The sequence below is a fragment of the Laspinema palackyanum D2c genome (assembly GCF_025370875.1).
In the GTDB taxonomy this organism is placed as follows: domain Bacteria; phylum Cyanobacteriota; class Cyanobacteriia; order Cyanobacteriales; family Laspinemataceae; genus Laspinema; species Laspinema palackyanum.
In genome coordinates this window covers 16,688-37,203 of record NZ_JAMXFD010000009.1, presented here as the reverse complement: position 1 = coordinate 37,203, position 20,516 = coordinate 16,688, and the positions used below count along the sequence as shown (strand labels likewise).

The window sequence follows — 20,516 nt, the reverse complement described above, 5'->3', positions numbered from 1 at the left end:
CATTCAAACGTTCGTAGTAACCCCTTCAGGGGTTTCTTTATAAAGATGACTCGGTGAAGGAATCACTCCGAACATTTTGGTGGTTTTATTTTTTGGAGTTCCCTAATGGTAAGGGTTTTCTAAAACCACAATCTAGGGTTGATTTGCGAATCAACCCTACAGAGCGGGTTCGAGTTTCAAGACTGCTCAATCAGGGCAAAAGAAGGCTAAAATTTTAAGACAGGTAATAGTCTACCCCCTTATTAATAAACTCTAAGGTGTAGGCATCTTTATAGCTGGGTTTATCCTCTAAAACCCCAGCAGTTACCAACTGGTCAAACAAAGTTTTCCATCGTTCATCAGTCATCGCCCCAATCCCGAGGGTTTGAGCATCTCCCGACTTAATCAGATCATACTCCGCTACCTTACCCAGTGCAAAAGCCAGCAACTCATCAGACATTTCTGGATTGTCTTGCTGAATCAACTCATTTCCCAGTGCGGGATTGTCAAGATAGCTGTACCATCCTTTGATAGAAGCATCGACAAAGCGATGAACCAACTCCGGTTTTGATTCAATTAATTTATGAGTGGTTTCCAGGGTGAAATTATAAGGATTCAAGCCCGTTTCACTTAACAGTAAAACCACGGGTTTAAACCCGCCTTCTTTTTCAATGAGAAATGGTTCTGAAGTCAATAATCCCTGTTGGACCGAATCTTTGTCTAGCAAAAATGGGGTGACATTGAAATTATAAGGCCGTTGCTGGTCTTGAGTATAACCGTACTGTTTTTCTAGGAAAGGCCAATAAATACTACTCAGTCCCGGAACAATAAACACCCGTTTTCCCTTGAGTTGCGCCAACGAATCATTGCCGACCCCGGGATGGGCTAAAAAGGCTTGAATTTCATTTTGAAAGATGGCGGCGATCGTCACTTTGGGAATGCCTTGATCCGCTGCTTGGAGTGCATTGACTGCTTGTCCAATACTAAAGTCAACCAAATCCCCCATCAACAATTGAGTCACATTCCCTTGGGGGGGAAGGGGTCTAATTTCCACATCGAATCCATAGTCTCGATAAATCCCCGTCGCCAGGGCCTGATAAAATCCGCCGTATTCGGCTTCAGCTTTCCAGCTTAACCCGACTTTAATTTTGTCAAGTTTTCCATTCGCTGTGGAGGCGGAAGGTTGCTTTCCAGGATTCGTACAACTGGTTAAGATACTGGTTCCTAGAGCCAAGGAACTCATTTTCAGGAATTGGCGACGTTTGATAGAATTAAAATTAGTCATAGTCAGTCATTGAGGGTAAGGGACAGATTTTCTTGAGGGTATGGGAACCGGATTAGAGAGGAGATGAAGGGAAGAAGCAAGCGGGTTAATTGACCCGTTCAAGCGTCACCCCGGTTGAGATAATGTTCAACCAAAACGCGGGTGTAAGTATTCAAAGAATAGTTGAGTGCCTCTTGTGGGGTAACCCAAACCCATTCCTCAATTTCCTCATTGGGAATCACCGTTTCTGTGGTCGAACGGGCATAATAGTTCATCATAATAAAGTGAGCGTCCCGATAAAATTGGGGGTCTACGACGGCTTCTTGCAACAGTGCCCAGCGAATGTCCACCAGGTCCAGTCCAACCTCTTCTCGAAACTCCCGTACTAAGGCCGCTTCTAGGGTTTCACCCCAATCCACCTTCCCCCCGGGGACCCCCCACAACCCCCGCCATTTCGTAGTTTTGGCAATCAAAACCCGACTGCTAGGGCCACAAACCAGCGCCCCTACGGTACTTAAAGGAAAGGTTTGAACGATAGATCGGGGTGAAACCAATGATGGATCGTGCATGACTTGTAATCCCTGGGGTAATCGACAAACAGGCAGAGGGAGGGTTTTGATGATCTCCGGTAGAGATTAGTGTAACAACCTTTGTCCGCCCAAGGCTATGCCGGTGATGATTGAGATGGGTTATACCCACTCTGCCAACTGGTCGGAATTTTTCATACTTTTGACTTGATTGTTTTGCCTTGCCTCGAAATACTGGTCATCGGTGACGACATCTTGCTGGACAATTTGAGGATGAATCAGGGGAAAATCCAGTTCTTCTGTGGGCAAGTCTGCAAAACTACTGGGATTGATGGTGTGGGTTGCTTCTTGATGTCCAAACCCAATATTAGAGACTAAGTTTTTATTGGGTAAAATGGAAGAATTTTGATGATAAAGACAGGCAAAATTCCATTGATGGTCCCAGGTATCGATTTGGTTTTCATAGACCAAATCAAAAACTTGGGCCTTGACCGATGCTTCTTGTTTGTTTCCGATGATTTCGGCTAATTTATGGGTCTGTTTGAATTCGGGCCATAATTTAATATCAACATCGTAGTAAGTTTGCCATGCTCTGCGCCAAGTTGCCCAACCCCAAATATGAGTCCTGCGGGAAAAATAGTAACTTTCATGGAGATTCTGTCCGGGAATTCCTTCATTGCTTCCGGCAATATGCATGACTCTGTAATCATCTCGATACTGAGTTAAAAGTTCTTGACAATACCGGAAGAAACTTTGATTGGGTAGACAGTCATCTTCGAGGATGATGGCTTCTTCAACGGTATCAAAGATCCAATTTATGCCACTGGAAACGCGCAATTTACAGCCTAAGTTAATGTCTGAATAATGCTTGATGACTTGACAATCCCAGTCTACGCGGTCGATGATCTGCCGAGTCGCTGCACATTTTTCGGCTTCCCCGGGGCGATCGCGACGCGGCCCATCGGCAATGACTAACAACTGAGACGGTTGAGCTTGACGAATCGACTCAAAGACCTGTTCGGTGGTATCGGGTCGGTTAAAGATGAGCAAGGCAACCGGGGCTGTTAATTGCCAATCATCCATGTTTTTGATTCTCCTTAATGTTGTCAATCAATCTAACTGTAAAGGCGCGCCTTTTCAGGGGACAAGAATCAGTGTTGGTTTAATCCTGTCAAGGGAATAAATTTGATGTCTTTCACCTAAAAAATGACTGGATACTCTACCGAATAGGTGAGCGATCGCGACAGAGCGAGTCTCAAGTTGACCCGCAGAGGCTTCGAGCCGGATAATGAACTGCTTTGGTACTGTATCATTCTCGGAAACTCTACGCAATCCTTTCGGTTTCCCATCAGAGATTTAGCCCAGGTTTATGAATTTAAAAAATCCGAGAGAGACCGGGTGATTTCTACGGAAATTTTCCCAGAAAAGTCGGGGATTGGGGCGGAAACCTTCGTCAAGCGAACTCTAATTTTTTGAGCTTGCTCGCATTCGAGAATGGAGCGAGCAATTTGGGTGGCCAAATGTTCCATCGTATTGACCTTAGCGGTTTCGATGTGATGGCGAACCCGCTCAACCAATAGACGATAATCTAAGGTTTCTTCTAGGCGATCGCTGTTTCCCACCGCTAATAAATCCACCCATAAGGTTAAATCCACTTCAAACCATTGACCGAGCATTCGTTCTTCAGCCAAGTAGCCCGTGTAACCGTAATAGCGCAGGCCCGTAATCTCGATCGCGTCTCTTTGTTCTACAGATTTGTCCATGTTTTACCAAAAGTCAATCCCTGGGTTCTGTCCCGATCTTGGACATCTTTCCCGATTGTCAGTCCCAAGGAAACCCAGGGCCAAACTATCCTACCGCAAACTGAGAGAACTCATCCCTTCCCCGACAAAATGTCGTTGTAAAACTTTACTAGGACCCTAGCAGGGGGGAACTTAGGGCCACTGCTGCCCAGCATCCCCCGGTCATTTTCAGCAGTGATGCGATCGCCTATGAGGCTCCTGCAATCATTCGGGCCACACAACGATAAAATGATTGAGCGACCTCAAGTCGTCGAATTTCGGGCCCCGTTCTGGGTGCTAAGTTCACTGAATCAGAAAGCAAAAACGGTTATGGCGGCGATGGAAAAACTCTATGAAGGCAAAGCGAAAATCCTATATACCACCGAAGACCCCGAGGTAGTGCTCTCCCAGTTTAAAGATGATGCCACCGCCTTTAATGCACTTAAACGGGGGACCATCGTCGGTAAAGGGCAGATGAACTGTGCGATCGGCACGGCCCTGTTTAACCTGCTGGAATCCAAAGGAATCCCCACCCATTTCATCGAGCAAACCAGTCCGAACTCCATGCGAGTCAAGCGGGTGCAGATCGTCCCGGTAGAGGTTGTCGTCCGGAATATTGCTGCGGGAAGTTTGTGCAAGCAAACCGGGATCCCCCAGGGAACCGTCCTCAAACAGCCCCTGGTGGAATTTTTCTATAAAAAAGATGAACTAGGGGACCCCTTGTTAACCCGCGATCGCCTGCTGTTATTAGAACTTGCCACCCCAGAACAAGTAGAGCAACTGCGGACAATGGCATTGGAAATCAACCAAATCCTCTCAGAATTTTTCCATAAGTGTCAAATTATCCTAGTTGACTTTAAACTGGAGTTCGGATTCGATGGCAAGGGGAACCTAATTCTTGCCGATGAAATCAGTCCTGATACTTGCCGACTCTGGGATGAATCCCAGAGTGATCCCACTGCCCGAATCCTGGATAAAGACCGATTCCGGCAGGATTTGGGAAACGTAGAAAATGCCTATCAGCAAGTCCTTGAACGGGTGCTTTCTCATCTATCCACTTAAGAGTCCGAGGGATTAATTAGCCCTAACGCCTTAATGAAGGGAGGAGAATTTACTTCCTTCAGGAATTGTGGTGACTCCCGCTTGTATCCTTTCTTTTGGTTTCTCTGGACGTGCCAAATAACGACTAAACCCATGCGCTTATCTCCTGTCTTGTCAGCCGTTCTTGCTACTTGTGCCATTCTCAGTATTGCCAACCCCAGTCGGGGAGAGACCTCGGCTCTCTTGGCCCCATCCACAACCGAACCTTCAATGGAAGTGGAGGACCCCAGGACAACCGAGCCTGGGGAGCGATCGCCCGATGGACCGGCAGAGGGGGCTAAATCTTCCATAATTGAGGGGATTAAAAGTATTGAGAGTATTGAGAATGGGGATGCAGCCAGTGTAGCTGTGACTCAGGCACAAGGGGAGCCGATCTCCCCGGTTGTACCTGAGATTGTTCTGCCTGAAACCGAGGCGGAGCAACCGGCAGTAGAAGTCAGCGAGGGGGAGGTCACAGAGGAAACCCCGGTGATTGCATCGGAATTCGCCGTGGAAGAAGACCCCTTAGTTTCGGCGATCGCCCCAGAAGAAGAAGTCATCACCGCCATTGGGGCACAGAGCGATCGGCCCAGTCAATCCCCGGCCGAACTCCTGAACACCCCACCCTTACAACAACCGCACCTCAGCGATCGAGCAGAGGACTGGAAGCGGGCGATCGCCCAAGACCCCACCCCAACCGAACCCGCCGAACCCGATGCCATAGAAACCGAACCCTCCACTCGTCCAGTCGTCCCCTCACCCACTCCCGAATCCAGCCCAGAACCCACTCCCCAACCCACTCCCCAACCGACAACACCGCCTCCTTTCATTCCACCCCAGTCCCAACCGGCACCCCAAGCCGAACCGCAAGTCTTGGTTGCCGAAGTCGTCGTTAGTGGCGTTGAAGGACGACTCGAAGACGAAGTGTATCGAGTGATTTCCCTGCGTCCAGGACAGACCACCACCCGGTCCCAACTGCAACAGGACATCAACGCCATTTTTGCCACCGGCTATTTTTCTAACGTCCGGGCCGAACCTCAAGACACCCCCCTCGGTGTGCGAGTCACCTTTGTAGTCGAATCCAACCCCGTTTTAAACAGCGTAGAAGTCAGGGGAAATCAAGTCCTTCCCCAAGAGGTGATTGATGAAATTTTTGCAGCGCAGTATGGGGATATCCTCAACCTGCGCGACTTCCAGGAAGGCATCAAACAATTAAACGAATGGTACCAACAAAATGGCTACGTCCTAGCCCAAGTCATTGACACCCCCCAAGTGGCCGCTGATGGCACCGTCATTCTGGAAGTCGCCGAAGGAGTCGTCGAGAGTATTGAAATCCAGTTCATTAACGAAGAAGGGGAACTCGTGGACGCCGAAGGGCAACCCATTCGAGGCCGGACTAAGGAATACATTGTCACCCGAGAACTCGAACTAGAACCCGGAGAAGTCTTTAATCGCCAAACCATTGAACGGGATTTACAGCGAGTATTTGGACTGGGCATTTTTGAAGATGTCCAAATTTCCCTCAACCCTGGTCAAAATCCTCGCAACGTCGTGGTTGTGGTCAATGTCTTAGAAAGAAGTACCGGGTCGATCGCCGCAGGTGCAGGGATTAGTTCTGCCAGTGGTTTATTTGGAACCCTCAGCGTGCAAGAACAAAACCTATTTGGGAGAAACCTCAAATTAGGGACCGAGTTGCAAATTGGACAGCGCGAGGTGCTGTTTGATGTCAACTTTACCGACCCCTGGATTGCGGGTTGGGAGAGTCGCACCTCTTATACCGTCAATCTATTCCGACGGCGCTCCATCTCCTTTATTTTTGATGGGGGCGATCCAGAAATCGAACTCCCCGACGACGGCGGGCGTCCGCGAATTCTGCGCTTTGGCGGGGGACTCACCTTTTCCCGTCCCCTGGATAATGGCTGGAGAGCCTCCTTAGGCACCCAATATCAACGAATTAGTACCCGAGATGATGATGGGGATATCGCCCGAACTGACGAAGCCGGAAACGATTTGAGCTTTAGTGGCGACGGTAAAGATGATTTGTTTACCTTCCAACTCAGTGGCACCCGAGATTTACGCGATAGTGCTTTGCAGCCCACCTCCGGGAGTGTCCTGCGCGTCAGTACAGAACAATCGGTTCCCATTGGCCTAGGAAGTATCTTCTTCAATCGGTTGAGAGCCAGTTATAACTACTACATCCCTATCAATTTAATTCGCTTTTCTGAAGGACCTCAAACCTTTGCTTTAAGCGTTCAAGGCGGAACAGTCCTCGGGGATTTACCCCCCTACGAAGCCTTTTCCCTCGGGGGAACCACCACCGTGCGCGGTTACGATGAAGGGGCAGTAGGAACCGGGCGCAGTTTTGTCCAAGGGAGTGCCGAGTATCGCTTCCCGATTTATTCGGTGGTGGGCGGTGCACTGTTCTTTGATGCAGCCACGGACTTCGGAACCGGGGGCGACGTTCCCGGACGACCGGCAGAGGTCCGCAACAAACCGGGGAGTGGATTTGGCTATGGGTTGGGGCTGCGAGTCCAGTCTCCCCTGGGGCCAATTCGGGTGGATTTCGCCCTGAATGATGATGGAGGCAGTCGCTTCCACTTTGGTCTTGGTGAACGATTCTAGGAGGCCAGATTTGTTAATGAATCCCTCCTACCATCAGTTTTCTTTAACATCCCGTCTTCCACAGGGTTTAGTTGCACCTGTGGAACGCGCTGGGGTGGGATTGCATACAGGGAGCTTGACTCGGGTGAAAATACTGCCCGGTGTACCTGGGGAAGGACGCTGCTTTGTGCGGGTGGATCTTCCTGGGTGTCCGGTGATTCCAGCCCGAGTTGATGCCGTCCATCAGACCACCCTTTCTACCGAACTGGCGATCGCCCAGGCATCAGTGCGAACTGTCGAGCATTTGTTAGCCGCTTTGATGGCAATGGGGGTGGAGGATGCGCGCATTGAAGTGGATGGACCGGAACTGCCCCTATTAGATGGGTCCGCCCTGTCTTGGGTGGAGGCGATCGCCCAAGTCGGCCTAGTCCCGACCATCTCCGGGGACCAGCCAGAAATTACTCCTCTGTCTACTGCGGTTTCCATCTATGAAGGAGATGCTTTTGTGTCGGCCATCCCTTCCCCGGAACTGCGATTTAGTTATGGAATTGATTTTCCTGAACCGGCGATCGGCAACCAGTGGCACAGTTGGTCCCCCAGTCAGTCCAGCTTCGCCACAGATATCGCCCCTGCCCGCACCTTTGGTCTAGCCCGCCAAATCGAACAACTCCGGACTGCCGGTTTAATCAAAGGGGGTAGCTTAGACAATGCCCTGGTTTGCGGGGAAACCGGGTGGATAAATCCCCCTCTACGATTTCCAAATGAACCAGTGCGTCATAAAATTTTAGACTTAGTAGGAGATCTGAGTTTACTCGGCCCTCTGCCCCTGGCTCATTTTATTGCTTACAAAGCGAGTCATAAGCTGCATATCCAGCTTGTGCGCGCCCTGGCAGAATCACGGGTCCAGATTTAATGAGGCGGGCGGGGTATGCTTGATAACTCTCTCCACTCTCGATCCAGACCCTATCCACCTAAGCAAGTCATGACCACTTCTATTGAAGTTAATTCCGTTCAATCAGCAGAGTCTACCCCCAGCAAAACCGAAAGCACCTCCCCGAATGGGACGGAGGCTGTCTTAAAAACCAGCTTTACCTTAGAAGAAGTCCAGCAACTGCTGCCTCACCGTTATCCCTTTGCCCTAGTGGACCGGATTATCGAGTATGTTCAGGGAGAACGGGCGGTTGGGATTAAAAATGTCACCTTTAATGAGCCTCATTTTCAAGGACACTTTCCCGGGCGTCCGATCATGCCTGGGGTGTTAATTGTCGAAGCAATGGCACAAGTCGGCGGTGTGGTTCTGACTCAGTTTCCTGGAATGGAAGGGAGTTTATTTTTATTCGCAGGCATTGATAAAGTCCGTTTCCGTCGTCAAGTCATTCCTGGGGACCAACTGATAATGACCACGGAACTGGTGCGCGTGTCCCAACGGCGGATTGCTAAGATGCAAGCGCGGGCTGAAGTGGATGGTCAATTGGTGACCGAAGGGGAACTCCTGTTCTCGCGAGTAGATTAAACGGGAAATTATTAGTGAGGAGTGAGCGGGAAGAATTGAGAATTGAGAATTGAGAATTAAGTCCTAGGGAACAGTTGACCGTTCACTGTTGCCGGTTGATTCTTTTTTCTTCCTTTTTCCTTCTTCGAGTAATTTTATGAAAACTCTGATTCATCCGACGGCAGTCATCCATCCGGATGCGGAACTGCACCCGACTGTTGAAGTCGGACCTTATGCCGTGATTGGGGCGCAAGTCAAAGTAGGTGCAGATACGACCATTGGTCCTCATGTGGCGATCGAGGGTTGCACGGAAATCGGGGCGCGCAATCGCATTTTTCCAGGGGCAGCGATCGGGTTTGAGCCACAGGATCTCAAGTATTCTGGGGCTGCAAGTCTCACGAAAATAGGCGATGGGAATACGATTCGCGAGTATGTGACGATTAATCGAGCCACGGGAGAGGGAGAGGCGACGGCGATCGGCAATGATAATTTGTTGATGGCCTATGTGCATATCGCCCACAATTGTGAAATTGGCGATCGCGTGGTGATTACCAATACGGTGCAACTCGCCGGTCATGTTCGCATTGAAAATCACGCCAGAATTGGCGGAGTTTTAGGCATCCATCAGTTCGTGCATATTGGGGAACTGGCAATGGTGGGGGGGATGACGCGGATCGATCGCGATGTCCCGCCCTATATGTTAGTCGAGGGCAATCCCTCTCGGGTGCGATCGCTCAATCAGATCGGTCTCAAACGCGCCGGAGTCTCACCGGATGACTTGTCTGTACTCAAAAAAGCCTTTCGCCTGATTTATCGCTCTGAGGAGACGTTTAAACAGGCGCTGGAACAATTAACGGACCTGCCCCAAACCCCCTATCTCCTCCATCTGTCCGAGTTCCTGCGTCAGTCCATCACGGGCGATCGCCGGGGACCGATTCCCGGACGGCGACGTGATTCGAGTCCAGAATAAGGGGTCGCCAATGGCAACAATTTTTATCAGCACCGGGGAGGTGTCTGGGGATATGCAAGGGGCAATGTTGGTAGAAGCCCTCTATCGTCAGGCTCACTCCGCTGGGATATCCCTAGAAATTATGGCCTTGGGTGGGGCAAAAATGGCCCAAGCCGGTGCAGTCCTCCTGGGAAATACGACGGGAATTGGTTCCATAGGGATTCTCGAATCCTTGCCCTATATTTGGCCGACTCTGCAAATCCAGCGCTCTGCTAAAGCCTATCTGCGAAACTCCCCCCCGGATGCGATTATCCTGATTGACTATATCGGTCCAAATCTGGGGATTGGGAATTTTGCCAAGACACACCTGCCCCAGGTGTCGCGAATTTATTATATTGCCCCCCAGGAGTGGGCTTGGTCTTTGGGCGATCGCACCACAACTCAGATTGTCGGACTCTGCGATCGCCTCCTGGCCATTTTTCCCATAGAAGCGCGCTACTACCATGAACATGGTGCAGCGGTTGATTGGGTGGGTCATCCGTTCATTGATGTCCTGGAGAGCGCCCCAACCCGAGAGCAGGCGCGTCAAACCTTGGGAATTGACTCGGATGAACTAGCGATCGCCCTTCTCCCCGCCTCCCGACAACAAGAACTCCGCTATCTCTTACCCGTGATGTTTGAGGCGGCACAGCAGATCCAAGCTCACCATCCATCGGTACAGTTTTATATCCCCTTATCCTGGGAAAAATATCGCCCCACCCTAGAAACCGAGATTCAGCGCTATGGGTTACGCGCTAAATTGGTCGAAGCGAGTCAAAGTCGCATGGCGATCGCTGCTGCTGACTTAGCCATTACCAAATCCGGGACCGTCAATTTAGAAATTGCCCTGTTAAACGTCCCCCAAGTCGTCATCTACCGGGTCAATCCCCTCACCGCTTGGATTGCTCGACATCTGCTCAAATTTTCCATCCCCTTCATGTCCGCCCCCAACCTTGTTTTAATGAAATCTATCGTTCCAGAATTGCTGCAAGAGTCAGCTACAGCCGAGAACATCGTTCGGGAAGCGCTGGACTTACTGGAAAATCCCGATCGCCGGCAGCAAATGCAGCAAGACTATGAGCAAATGCGAGCTGCCTTGGGGGAACCGGGAGTTTGCGATCGGGCGGCACAGATTATTTTGGGGTTGATCCAGACAACCGGCGAGGGACAACCGGCGGGGGTTAAAACCCCCGCCTAACAGAATCAAGTCGTCTAAAGACGACTGAAAACACCACTGGATCAGACTTACAGTCGGTTTCAACGAACTTAATTTATTAAACGGGGGATTGATCCCCCATCGGGTGTTGCCACTAGGAAACCCAAGGTATGATGAAGCGTAAAAAATCAAGAATTCCTAACAATTCCGGGAGACCCGAGAAGAAAAGTTATGAAAAATACCCTCCTCTATTCCACCCTGTTGGGATTATCCACCCTGATCCTCGCTCCTAGCGCCAGGGCGCAACTGTTACCGCAACCCTGGGTTTCCGTAGGCGTGCAAGAGAGTGAACCGACCTTTTCTGTCGGAGTCCGGGGATTGGGCTTAGGGGTAGAATTGGGTTTGACCAATGAGAGTGCGGTGGGGATTGACGTGATGAAATTTATCAGCCCCCCCTTGATTGGGACGATTTCCGGCTATGTCGGGGTAGGGCTTTATGATAACCCCAATGCCAGTGGACAAGAGTTTGCTTATTCCGCAGGGGTGCAAATCAGGCCCGATGGTAACTTTTTCTTTGGGGCGGGATACCACAACCTCCGAGGGATTAACGGTCAAATTGGGTTCAAACTTTATTAGAACCGTGGCATTAGTCTGAGGCGATCGCCCGAAGACCCCTGGATTCAGGGGTCTTTTTAACGTTTTGATGCAAGAAATTCAAGGCAAATGTCGGCTCTAGGTTGTTTTTAGCCCTAAGACAACCCATGAGAGCCTGCGCCATCGCACTCATCAACGTTATAATTCTTTACGGAAGCCTGCGTATAATAAGTTAGATGAGTAAACCTGTAGTCGATGCCTTTTTTGTGGGTAGAGCCTTATCCCAAGCGCTTTACCACGAGCTAGAAAAAACCCTAACCAATGCCCTGAGCGATTTGGGTAAATTTGATGCGGAACAGCGAGAGCGTCTGCGGTTATTCACCCAAGAGGTGATGGAACGAGCCAGTCGCGAATCAGGTTTCGTGATGAACGTGCCTACGAACTCAGGGATCTCGGGTCCCATCGGAAGCCCGATTCCTGAACCGGGGGATCTGCAAGCAACCATTGATGAGTTGCGAGCAGAAATTGCCCAAGTTCGCGCTCAGTTACAGATTTACCGTAGTAACCGTCCTTAAGTGAAGAGACGGACAGACCCTGCCGCGATCGCCGCGTCGTCTGTAACCTGAAATCGGATTCCCGATCCTGGATCCGACGCCATCCTTGTCATTATTAAATTATCGACCGATTAGATATAGCAGTCGCAAACCCGAGTGTCTGAACTCTTAAACGATCCTATCCCAAGTCCTGAAACTCCAGAAGGTCCTAAATTAATGAGGCGATCGGGAGGTACTCTCGCCATTCGAGGGAAAGGGGGAACCGTACCCTATCGTCCCAAGGCATACCGCTGGAGTCGTCCCAATTACTCCCCCAATCGGCGGCGGATCGAAATTTGGAATTTTGTTTTACAGTTTTTGGCGAGTCTGTGGTCCATGAATAAACCCTGGACCTATAAAGGGGGATTCACAGAAGCCAAAAAAATCGCCAGACGGCGAAAACAAGCCAGTTGGATTCGTGAGACCATATTAGAACTAGGTCCAACGTTTATTAAGTTGGGACAGTTATTTTCAACGCGATCGGACTTGTTTCCTAGTGAATATGTCGAGGAGTTGGCTAAACTCCAAGATCGAGTCCCCGCATTTAGCTATGAACAGGCTAAAGCCATTATTGAGGAAGATTTTGGTCGCAAAGTTGATGAGCTCTTCCGCAGTTTTGATCCGGTCCCGATCGCAGCAGCAAGTTTAGGACAAGTCCACAAGGCGCAACTCCATTCTGGGGAAGAAATTGTGGTCAAGGTCCAGCGTCCAGGACTCAAACGCCTGTTTGGAATTGATTTAGCCATCGCCAAGACGATTGCCCACTATTTCCAAAATCACCCCCGCTGGGGTCGAGGTCGGGATTGGTTGGGAATCTATGACGAGTGCTACAAAATCCTCTACGAAGAGGTTGATTATATTAATGAAGGTCGCAATGCGGATACCTTTCGCCGCAATTTTCGCGATAAAGAATGGGTGCGCGTGCCTCGGGTTTATTGGCGCTATTCTTCCCCTCGCGTGTTGACCCTTGAATATCTTCCGGGGATTAAGATTAGCCATTATGAAGCCCTAGAAGCAGCCGGACTCGATCGCAAAATCCTCGCCAAACTCGGGGCGGAAGCGTATTTAAGACAACTCCTCAATCATGGGTTTTTCCATGCAGACCCCCATCCGGGGAATCTGGCGGTGAGTCCTGATGGGGCGTTAATTTTTTACGACTTTGGCATGATGGGGCGGATCCGCACCGATGTTCGCGTCAAACTGCTGGACCTGTTTTTTGGGATTGCCAAAAAGAATGCCGAGGACGTGGTGGAGTGTCTCATTGAGTTGGAGGCCCTGGCGCGAACGGATGATATGGGACCTGTGCGGCGATCGATCCAGTATATTCTGGATAATTTGATGGATCAGCCCTTTGAGGAGCAGTCGGTGGCGGCGATTAGTGATGATCTCTATGCGATCGCCTACGATCAACCCTTCCGCTTTCCCGCTACATTTACCTTCGTAATGCGTGCCTTTTCAACCCTGGAAGGTGTGGGGAAGGGTCTGGATCCAGAGTTTAACTTTATGGAGGTTGCAAAACCTTTTGCAATGCAGATTATGACGAATGGTAACTCGCTCGATCGCAATACGTTCTTCAATGAAATCGGACGGCAAGCCGCGCAAGTCGGATCAACGGCGTTGGGTTTACCTGGCCGAATTGAGGATACGATAGAGAAACTAGAACGTGGGGACATTCGCATCCGCGTCCGATCCATTGAAACTGATCGGGTGCTGCGGCGGATTGGTAACGTTCAAATGGGGACCAACTTAGCCTTATTGGTGAGTGCATTTACCCTCTCGGCAACGATTTTATTGGTGAACGGTGAAATCTGGCTGGCCCTAATTGTCGGGGCTGTGGCACTCTTGCTGGCGGGAAGTTTGATCCGACTGATTATGCGGATCGAACGGTCAGATAAAATGATGTAATGTTGTAACTTGGAACCCTTAGATTTGAAATTGGGCGTCCTCGCCTATCCAATCTAAACCCAATTTTCTATTCCCCCTGTAAAAGTTGTCATAGTAAGCGTTGAGTTATGAAACGATCTTTCGCGGGTCTGACGGATACGGGACTCGTTCGTTCTGTGAATCAGGACGCCTTCTATATAGATGACCCGGAGGGGCGATTTTTTATCGTAGCCGATGGTATGGGAGGCCATGCGGGAGGCCAAGAGGCCAGTCGAATCGCTACTGAAACCATTGAAAAATATTTAGTGGAATTCTGGAAGTCTTCCAAGAAGACTCCCGATCTGTTGAAAGAAGCTTTTTTGAAGGCTAATCAAGCCATTGTTGACGACCAATTAGACCATCCTGAGCGATCAGATATGGGAACGACTGCGGTGGCGGTCGTATTTCGCGATCGCAATCAACCTTGGTGTGCTCATGTCGGCGATTCTCGGTTATACCGACTGCGCGGACAGGAACTGACTCAGATTACGGAAGATCATACCTGGGTGGGACGAGCACTCAAAGCTGGACACCTCACCGTAGATGAAGCTCGGAAGCATCCCTGGCGGCACGTTCTGGCTCAATGTCTGGGACGCCAGGATTTACAACAGATTGATTTGCAAGAGTTTGAGGTCCAACCGGGCGATCGCCTGTTGCTCTGTAGTGATGGGTTGACTGAGGAACTGTCCGCTGAGGCGATCGGCCCTAATCTGCAATTGAAACTCTCCGGTGACGAAGCGGCCAAGAAACTGGTGAATGCCGCTAAAGATCAAGGGGGACGGGATAATATTACCGTCGTGATTGTCACCCTCGACTAAGGCGATCGCAACTCCCTCCAAGTCAGGGATTCCAGACATAACCCTATCATGACCCCAAAAGCCTTTCCCCAAACTGACCCCAAACTGGGTTTTTAATCCCAAACTGCTTCTCCCTTCGGCTTGTCTAATTCCCATCCTCTTCTACAGTTCCGATGCTTTAGAAAGAGGGTCATAGCCACACAGAGGATTGCACCTCTGACTCATCCATCCGATAGAGCCGTTCCCGGTCTTTGGGAGCGGTTTTTTTTGATTTTAGGCGTTTTTTGCCAAAACTTATCGCCTCAAGGGCCAGAAAGCCTGCAAAAACGTATCTCGCGACAGAGGGCAACAGGCTATCATATCCGTCATATTAGAGATACAGTAAGAGCCACACTCGGTATGTCAACCCGAAGAAATACCTAATTTGGTTCAAACTGAGCAATTTTCAAAGATTTGATTTGATACAAAGACTGTAGGCCCAGGCTTCAACCCGTGAAACCTGCTAAGTCATCGTTTCCCGATATACCCCCAGGGCAAGATTGCCATTTTGTCAAATCTTTGTTATATTTCTTAACAAGAGGCAAACAGGATATCCTGACCGCCCCCAACAAAGGCAGAAAGAGACAGCATATAAAGAGGGGTTTACCCGCTTTACAACTCTCCTTCCAGCCCTTGTGACTATCAAACATTAGGAGTTTTACAATGAGCCAACCGATAGAGCTATCTTTGGAACAACAATTTAACGTCCGCGCCTTTGAAACCCAAGTCGAGAAAATGAGCCTTGAACAGTCTCAGCATTTTCTCAAAGAACTGTACAAACAAATGATGGTCAGAGAAACCATGTATCAGCAATTCCTGAAACATGAATGGGGTTTAGATCAAGGACCACGTTTTAGCAGTGAGTTTTAATCACCGTGCTAAATTTTATCCAAGTCCCAACAGTGGGCGACCTCCGTCTCTTGCTTAGTTCCCAAGGGGGAGAAAAGCTGGGGATGCTGGGGCGTCAACTCTCTTTCCTTACCAAACAAAACAAAACACCAGAGACTATCTCCTCAGATATTCTCTAACCCAATTTGATTAGATAAACCCTTAGTAAAGTTCGTTCATGAAATTTATCGTGTTTTGTCCCAAAAAGGACAGCACAAACCCTTCTGGTAGTTCAAATCTTACTCAAAACTATTGTCCTTCCACTCGTGCCTGAGCAACTGCTCAGGCACAAGTTTTATGCATACTAATCCCATCACTGGTTATTCCCTAGTTCGTAGTAACGACTTCAGTCGTTCTCTTCTCTTATGTTCGTAGTAACGACTTGAGTCGTTCTCTTATCTGGGTTCGTAGTAACGACTTCAGTCGTTCTCTTATCTGAAGTTCGTAGTAACGACTTGAGTCGTTCTCTTCAATTGTTCAACGTCCCGACTTCAGTCGTTCTCTTATCTGAAGTTCGTAGTCAGTTACATCTTGCACCCTTTTGAGAAAGCCCCAGGAAGCAGTGGGTGGTATTGCACCTACAAACCTCGGATAACGACTGAAGTCGTTACTACAAACATGGAAGCAGTGGGTGGTATTGCAACTACAAACCTTGGATAACGACTGAAGTCTTTACTACAAACAGGGGATTGCAGTAGATTGGAAAGGACTGAAGTCGTTACTACAAACAGGGGATGGTAGTTGCTGATTATTGGTTTAATACATCTTTTTTGTGCTGCGGAGCCGCAGCGATCGCCGCTACTTCTGCCAATAAATCATCAGGAACCCCCATTTCCTTGAGAGTTTCCATGAGGTCTTCTGCCACCGCATCAAAATGTTCACTGCTTAGACCTTGTTCTTCTACCAAAGCTTTATGGGCTTCTCGCATATAGCGCCCATCATAGTGATCGCTGCCACCAAAAGCATAAGTCAGAAATGCTTTCTGGTGCATTCGCTGTTTAGCCATATCGGTATTGGCAAAAAAATGCTTGATGCGATCGTCATTTAGAACCCGTTCATAAAACTTATCTACTGCCAGGTCAACGGCGGCTTGGCCTCCTAGTTTATCAAATAAAGTCGTCATGTTTTTTCTTCAAATTCAACCATTAAGTTAAAAAAAGAATCACTTTAGTAAAAAGTTTAACCCGAAAGTGATTCAATTAAACTTCTAATATACTATAGCGTATTTGGCTTTTTTTACCCATTGCTTTAGGAGAAAATAAAAAATAAATATGAATCATTTTATTTTATTAAATAATTTTCATTAAAAAATATCCGCCATTTAACCGTAGGGAGAAGACACTAATCGCCCTAAGTGGTATTGAAGAGATGATTTTATTTTTTGGAACTCCCTAAATAACAAAAAACTAGAAAATTGAACGAGAGAATGGATGTAATTTTGTTTGATTTTCATTTTTATGGGAGTAGATTCACTGATTAATTCCCGTTAAATACCAGACCCAAATTTTTGCTACAAATTTTCAGGGGGCATTGCCTCGCATAATCTTGGTTGGTGTAACGACACTTCCGACTTTGGATAAGGACAGCAAGTCGGGACGTTGAACAGGGGATGAGAATTGAAGTCGGGAGGTTGAACACCAGAGAACGACAGCAAGTCGGGACGTTGAACACCGGAGAACGACAGTAAGTCGGGACGTTGAACTGGGGGAGGTGGGACTGAGAGTGACCAAGTGTGCGGCAAACTGCTAAAATTTGAGCATGAAAAAAATTGGGGGAGCGATCGCGGCGATGGCAAAGAGTCCAAAACCTGAGCCAGCCGCCGAATTTCCCAGTTTTTGGGCGGTCAATGATACCCGAATAATTTGTTTAAATGTTTAAGCGTGTTTTAATTAGTACGGATTTGTCGGATGGCTTACTGCGCTTGGGAAAATTCTTACCCAGTTTAGCTGCCGGAGGGATGGAGCATATCGTATTTGTCCATAGCGTTCCCCTGTGGACGAAAGGACAAATTCCTCGGGAAGATACGGAAAAAATCAGTTTGGCACGCGATCGCCTCAATGGCATTTTGACTCAGGTCCCGGATGGGTTGCAGGTTGAAGTTGAGGTGTTCTCCGGTAATCCGACGGAGAACATTCTCAAGGCAGCGGAACGGTACAAAAGCGAGGTGATGATTTTAGGGGCCTCCAACCGCAATTTACTCAGTGAAAAACTCTTTGGCAGTACGACCCTGGAGTTATCGGGACGAACCAATATTCCCATGATGACGATTCCGACTGCGCTGCTGTCTCCCTTAACTTCTGAGGAATTGGATCTGCGCTGTCGGCATCTGTTCCGCTACATTCTGCTTCCTTATGCGGATACCCAAGCATCGGGAGTATTACTCGAAGAGTTTAAGCGCTACGCGCAGAAGCGTCCCCCTAATTCCTTAGAACGCTGTATGTTAGCGTGGGTAATTGATGCCGGTGTCCTGCGAAATGTCCCGAAGGACTACAAACTCAAGGAAGCTCATGAGAAATTAGCCCCGATTCAAGCCGAGTTAGAAGCGATCGGCTTGCAAGTTGATGTGGAAGTCCGCTTAGGTGAGCCAGTGCTGGATATTTTAGATTTAGCACAGATGTCCGATATCTGTGCAGTGGCACTGGCTTCCAATAGCTTAGGTAAAATTGTGGATTGGTTCCCCAGCTTTGCGGCAGAAGTCCTGCGGCGCAGTTGTGAACCTGTCATCTTTTTCCCCTCCCGACGGTAATAGCCGTTAGTGACTCAGTTTACTCCCCTAGCCGAGTCAGTGTAGCTTCCATTGCACTGGTTAAGTAGTGCCCTGCTAAAATGCCGCTTGAGTGGTAGTAGGTATTGTGATTAAGGCGATGCAAGGTTTCAAAACCACTGCGTCGCTTTTTTTCATCCCCAAGTACCCAATAGCGCTGGATAATCGTTTCCGGTGCGATCCATCCTTCTCCCTCCACTCGTCCGAGTTCGCTATGTTGGAGAACAAAGGTGTATTGGCGGTCCCCCACGTCAAAATGTCCCCGATATTGCAGGGTAATTTCTGGGCGATCGCTTCCAGGAAAGGTCAGCTTGGTCACCATGTTAAACCAATCTTCCCGAGTCCATGCCACTAAAATTTTCCCGGTGACGGGACTGGTTGGAACATTCCGTTCTAACCAAGTGCCTTCAAGGGTCCAGCGACCCGGTTGCAGTAAAAATATATGATTCACGGCACCATATCCTTGCTTGAATTGCAGTCTGCCCCTATAGCCTTTATATGCTACCAGGTTTTATGGGACGTAGTTTTTATGAGCGAGAAAAATTTTGGTAATTTTTAGCAGACAACGAAAAGAAGACCGGATATAAATAATGATTTTGAATGTTTGATTTTATAATGGGCTCGTTTTTGAGTATAAGCCCTATAAATTATCTCTACTTTGAGAGGAGAGTCGGATTATCATTTGTTCTCTATAAAAAATAAACAATTAATTTAACTAATATGGGATGAACTCAAAAGTAATTTAGGATGGGCATCTCCCCGGTCAAACCCTAGGAATAACCGATTATTCGGGCTCAATATTTTCCTAAAATAGGATGGTGAATTTCTCCCAAAAGGGCGGGGACTTTCGCGCCAGTACATTCAGGGAGATTGCCCGGAATTCCTTGTTGACGCCAATAAGCTAACACGGCAAAGGCGATCGCCTCTTTAAAATCGGCATTCACTCCCCTGTCATCCGTGGTTAACACCGCCACAGATTGACCATAGATTTCCTGTAAGCGCTTCTGTAACCGTTGTTTTAAATAACTGTTGCGACTGCCGCCGCCACATAACAGGACCCGACTCGGGGGGACGGGTAAAAAAGAGCGATAGTTGATGGCGATCGCCTCAACGGTGAGTTCCGTCAGCGTTGCCAGCAAATCCTCGGGACTGAGGGAGTAGGGTTCCGCATCGGATAAACAATCCCGAAAATAGTCCCAGCCAAATAATTCTCGTCCCGTAGACTTCGGGGGCGGTTCGTGGAAAAATGGATGTTGAAGCCAATGATCCAGTAAAGCTTGGCAGGGGACTCCCTGGGCAGCCCAAGCCCCATCTTTGTCGTAGGTGGCTTCCCCATTGGTGAGGTATTCAACCGCTAAATCGATTAGGCTATTCCCGGGACCTGTATCCCATCCCAGCATTTGGGGAAAATCTGAACCCGTAGAGGGGGAATTCTGTTGTGGGGGAATAAATGCGACATTGCCGATGCCGCCAATATTTTGAACACATTGATAATGGTGGCGATCGCCCAGAAGGTAGAGGTCCACTTTAGGTACCAGAGGCGCACCTTGTCCTCCTGCGGCGATATCCCCTGCTCTAAAATTGGTAATTGTGGGAATTCCGGTAAGTTGAGCAATCACAGCACCTCGTCCTAATTGCAGACTGTACCCCAGTTGTTTTGTCTGAGGGGGACGATGGTAAACAGTTTGTCCATGAGAACCGATTAACTCTACCCGGTTGTCTCCTTGCAGGGTTAAGGCAGCATGAGCAAAAGTTTGGGCGATCGCATCATCCAGTTCGGCAAATTCCGCCATTGATAGGGAATCCCCAGCACAAACCGCTAAAATTTTTTGTCGCAGAGGTTCGGGATAGGGAGAGGTTGTACCTGCCACCCAATCCACCTGTAGATCTGATTCAGTTCCGGTGATGTCCACCATCGCCGCATCAATACCATCTACGGAAGTGCCACTAATTAAGCCAATTACTCGGGTCATGAGTTCGCTGAGTTTGCCAATGGTGTTGATTTTACAACTAATGCGATCGTGATCAGAGAGATTCTTTGGGAATGCGA

Annotated in this window: 19 protein-coding genes; 12 read left to right on the top strand and 7 right to left on the bottom strand. The window is 48.7% G+C overall.

Annotated features, from left to right (window positions below):
* Window positions 1-214: 214 nt before the first annotated feature.
* From NG795_RS12925 to folB, 4 genes are all read right to left on the bottom strand, one after another.
* Window positions 215-1,264, bottom strand: coding sequence for an ABC transporter substrate-binding protein (locus NG795_RS12925; protein ID WP_367289072.1), 1,050 nt, complete (start codon window positions 1,262-1,264; stop codon window positions 215-217).
* 98 nt (window positions 1,265-1,362) lie between these two features.
* Window positions 1,363-1,812 carry an NUDIX domain-containing protein gene (locus NG795_RS12920; protein WP_367289071.1) on the bottom strand — a complete coding sequence of 150 codons (450 nt, stop codon included), beginning with the start codon at window positions 1,810-1,812 and terminating at the stop codon, window positions 1,363-1,365.
* Between the two features lie 120 nt (window positions 1,813-1,932).
* Window positions 1,933-2,853 (bottom strand): glycosyltransferase family 2 protein, encoded by a 921-nt coding sequence (locus tag NG795_RS12915; protein ID WP_367289070.1) that lies wholly within the window; start codon window positions 2,851-2,853, stop codon window positions 1,933-1,935.
* Window positions 2,854-3,137: 284 nt separating this feature from the next.
* Entirely contained in the window at window positions 3,138-3,533 is a 396-nt protein-coding gene (gene folB / locus NG795_RS12910; protein ID WP_367289069.1) for a dihydroneopterin aldolase, read from the bottom strand.
* A 348-nt stretch (window positions 3,534-3,881) separates the two neighbouring features.
* Here folB and purC point away from each other — a divergent pair, with 348 nt between their 5' ends.
* From purC to NG795_RS12855, 11 genes are all read left to right on the top strand, one after another.
* Window positions 3,882-4,613, top strand: a complete 732-nt coding sequence (gene purC / locus NG795_RS12905) for a phosphoribosylaminoimidazolesuccinocarboxamide synthase (RefSeq protein ID WP_367289224.1) — start codon at window positions 3,882-3,884, stop codon at window positions 4,611-4,613.
* 132 nt (window positions 4,614-4,745) lie between these two features.
* On the top strand, window positions 4,746-7,253 hold the full coding sequence (locus tag NG795_RS12900) for a BamA/TamA family outer membrane protein (RefSeq protein ID WP_367289068.1): 2,508 nt from the start codon (window positions 4,746-4,748) through the stop codon (window positions 7,251-7,253).
* A gap of 16 nt (window positions 7,254-7,269) precedes the next feature.
* Window positions 7,270-8,145 (top strand): UDP-3-O-acyl-N-acetylglucosamine deacetylase, encoded by an 876-nt coding sequence (gene lpxC / locus NG795_RS12895; protein WP_367289067.1) that lies wholly within the window; start codon window positions 7,270-7,272, stop codon window positions 8,143-8,145.
* Between the two features lie 69 nt (window positions 8,146-8,214).
* On the top strand, window positions 8,215-8,745 hold the full coding sequence (gene fabZ, locus NG795_RS12890; protein ID WP_367289066.1) for a 3-hydroxyacyl-ACP dehydratase FabZ: 531 nt from the start codon (window positions 8,215-8,217) through the stop codon (window positions 8,743-8,745).
* A 136-nt stretch (window positions 8,746-8,881) separates the two neighbouring features.
* A complete protein-coding gene (gene lpxA, locus NG795_RS12885; RefSeq protein WP_367289065.1) occupies window positions 8,882-9,694 on the top strand; it encodes an acyl-ACP--UDP-N-acetylglucosamine O-acyltransferase in 813 nt (270 codons plus the stop codon).
* A 10-nt stretch (window positions 9,695-9,704) separates the two neighbouring features.
* Entirely contained in the window at window positions 9,705-10,910 is a 1,206-nt protein-coding gene (lpxB, locus tag NG795_RS12880) for a lipid-A-disaccharide synthase (protein ID WP_367289064.1), read from the top strand.
* Between the two features lie 189 nt (window positions 10,911-11,099).
* Window positions 11,100-11,504: a hypothetical protein gene (locus tag NG795_RS12875; protein WP_367289063.1), complete on the top strand. Its 405-nt coding sequence runs from the start codon at window positions 11,100-11,102 to the stop codon at window positions 11,502-11,504.
* Between the two features lie 194 nt (window positions 11,505-11,698).
* Window positions 11,699-12,037, top strand: a complete 339-nt coding sequence (locus tag NG795_RS12870; RefSeq protein WP_367289062.1) for a DUF6825 family protein — start codon at window positions 11,699-11,701, stop codon at window positions 12,035-12,037.
* Between the two features lie 195 nt (window positions 12,038-12,232).
* Window positions 12,233-13,960: an ABC1 kinase family protein gene (locus NG795_RS12865; protein WP_367289223.1), complete on the top strand. Its 1,728-nt coding sequence runs from the start codon at window positions 12,233-12,235 to the stop codon at window positions 13,958-13,960.
* Window positions 13,961-14,067: 107 nt separating this feature from the next.
* Window positions 14,068-14,796, top strand: a complete 729-nt coding sequence (locus NG795_RS12860; RefSeq protein ID WP_367289061.1) for a Stp1/IreP family PP2C-type Ser/Thr phosphatase — start codon at window positions 14,068-14,070, stop codon at window positions 14,794-14,796.
* 681 nt (window positions 14,797-15,477) lie between these two features.
* A complete protein-coding gene (locus NG795_RS12855) occupies window positions 15,478-15,684 on the top strand; it encodes an NblA/ycf18 family protein (RefSeq protein ID WP_015152044.1) in 207 nt (68 codons plus the stop codon).
* 766 nt (window positions 15,685-16,450) lie between these two features.
* Here the strand turns inward: NG795_RS12855 and NG795_RS12850 are convergent.
* On the bottom strand, window positions 16,451-16,825 hold the full coding sequence (locus NG795_RS12850; RefSeq protein WP_367289060.1) for a group I truncated hemoglobin: 375 nt from the start codon (window positions 16,823-16,825) through the stop codon (window positions 16,451-16,453).
* Window positions 16,826-17,572: 747 nt separating this feature from the next.
* Here NG795_RS12850 and NG795_RS12845 point away from each other — a divergent pair.
* Window positions 17,573-18,448 (top strand): universal stress protein, encoded by an 876-nt coding sequence (locus tag NG795_RS12845; RefSeq protein ID WP_367289059.1) that lies wholly within the window; start codon window positions 17,573-17,575, stop codon window positions 18,446-18,448.
* A 19-nt stretch (window positions 18,449-18,467) separates the two neighbouring features.
* Here NG795_RS12845 and NG795_RS12840 read toward each other — a convergent pair whose 3' ends face one another.
* Both NG795_RS12840 and NG795_RS12835 read right to left on the bottom strand, forming a co-directional pair.
* Entirely contained in the window at window positions 18,468-18,917 is a 450-nt protein-coding gene (locus NG795_RS12840; protein WP_367289058.1) for a hypothetical protein, read from the bottom strand.
* 343 nt (window positions 18,918-19,260) lie between these two features.
* Window positions 19,261-20,439 carry an anhydro-N-acetylmuramic acid kinase gene (locus NG795_RS12835; protein WP_367289222.1) on the bottom strand — a complete coding sequence of 393 codons (1,179 nt, stop codon included), beginning with the start codon at window positions 20,437-20,439 and terminating at the stop codon, window positions 19,261-19,263.
* Window positions 20,440-20,516 lie beyond the last annotated feature (77 nt).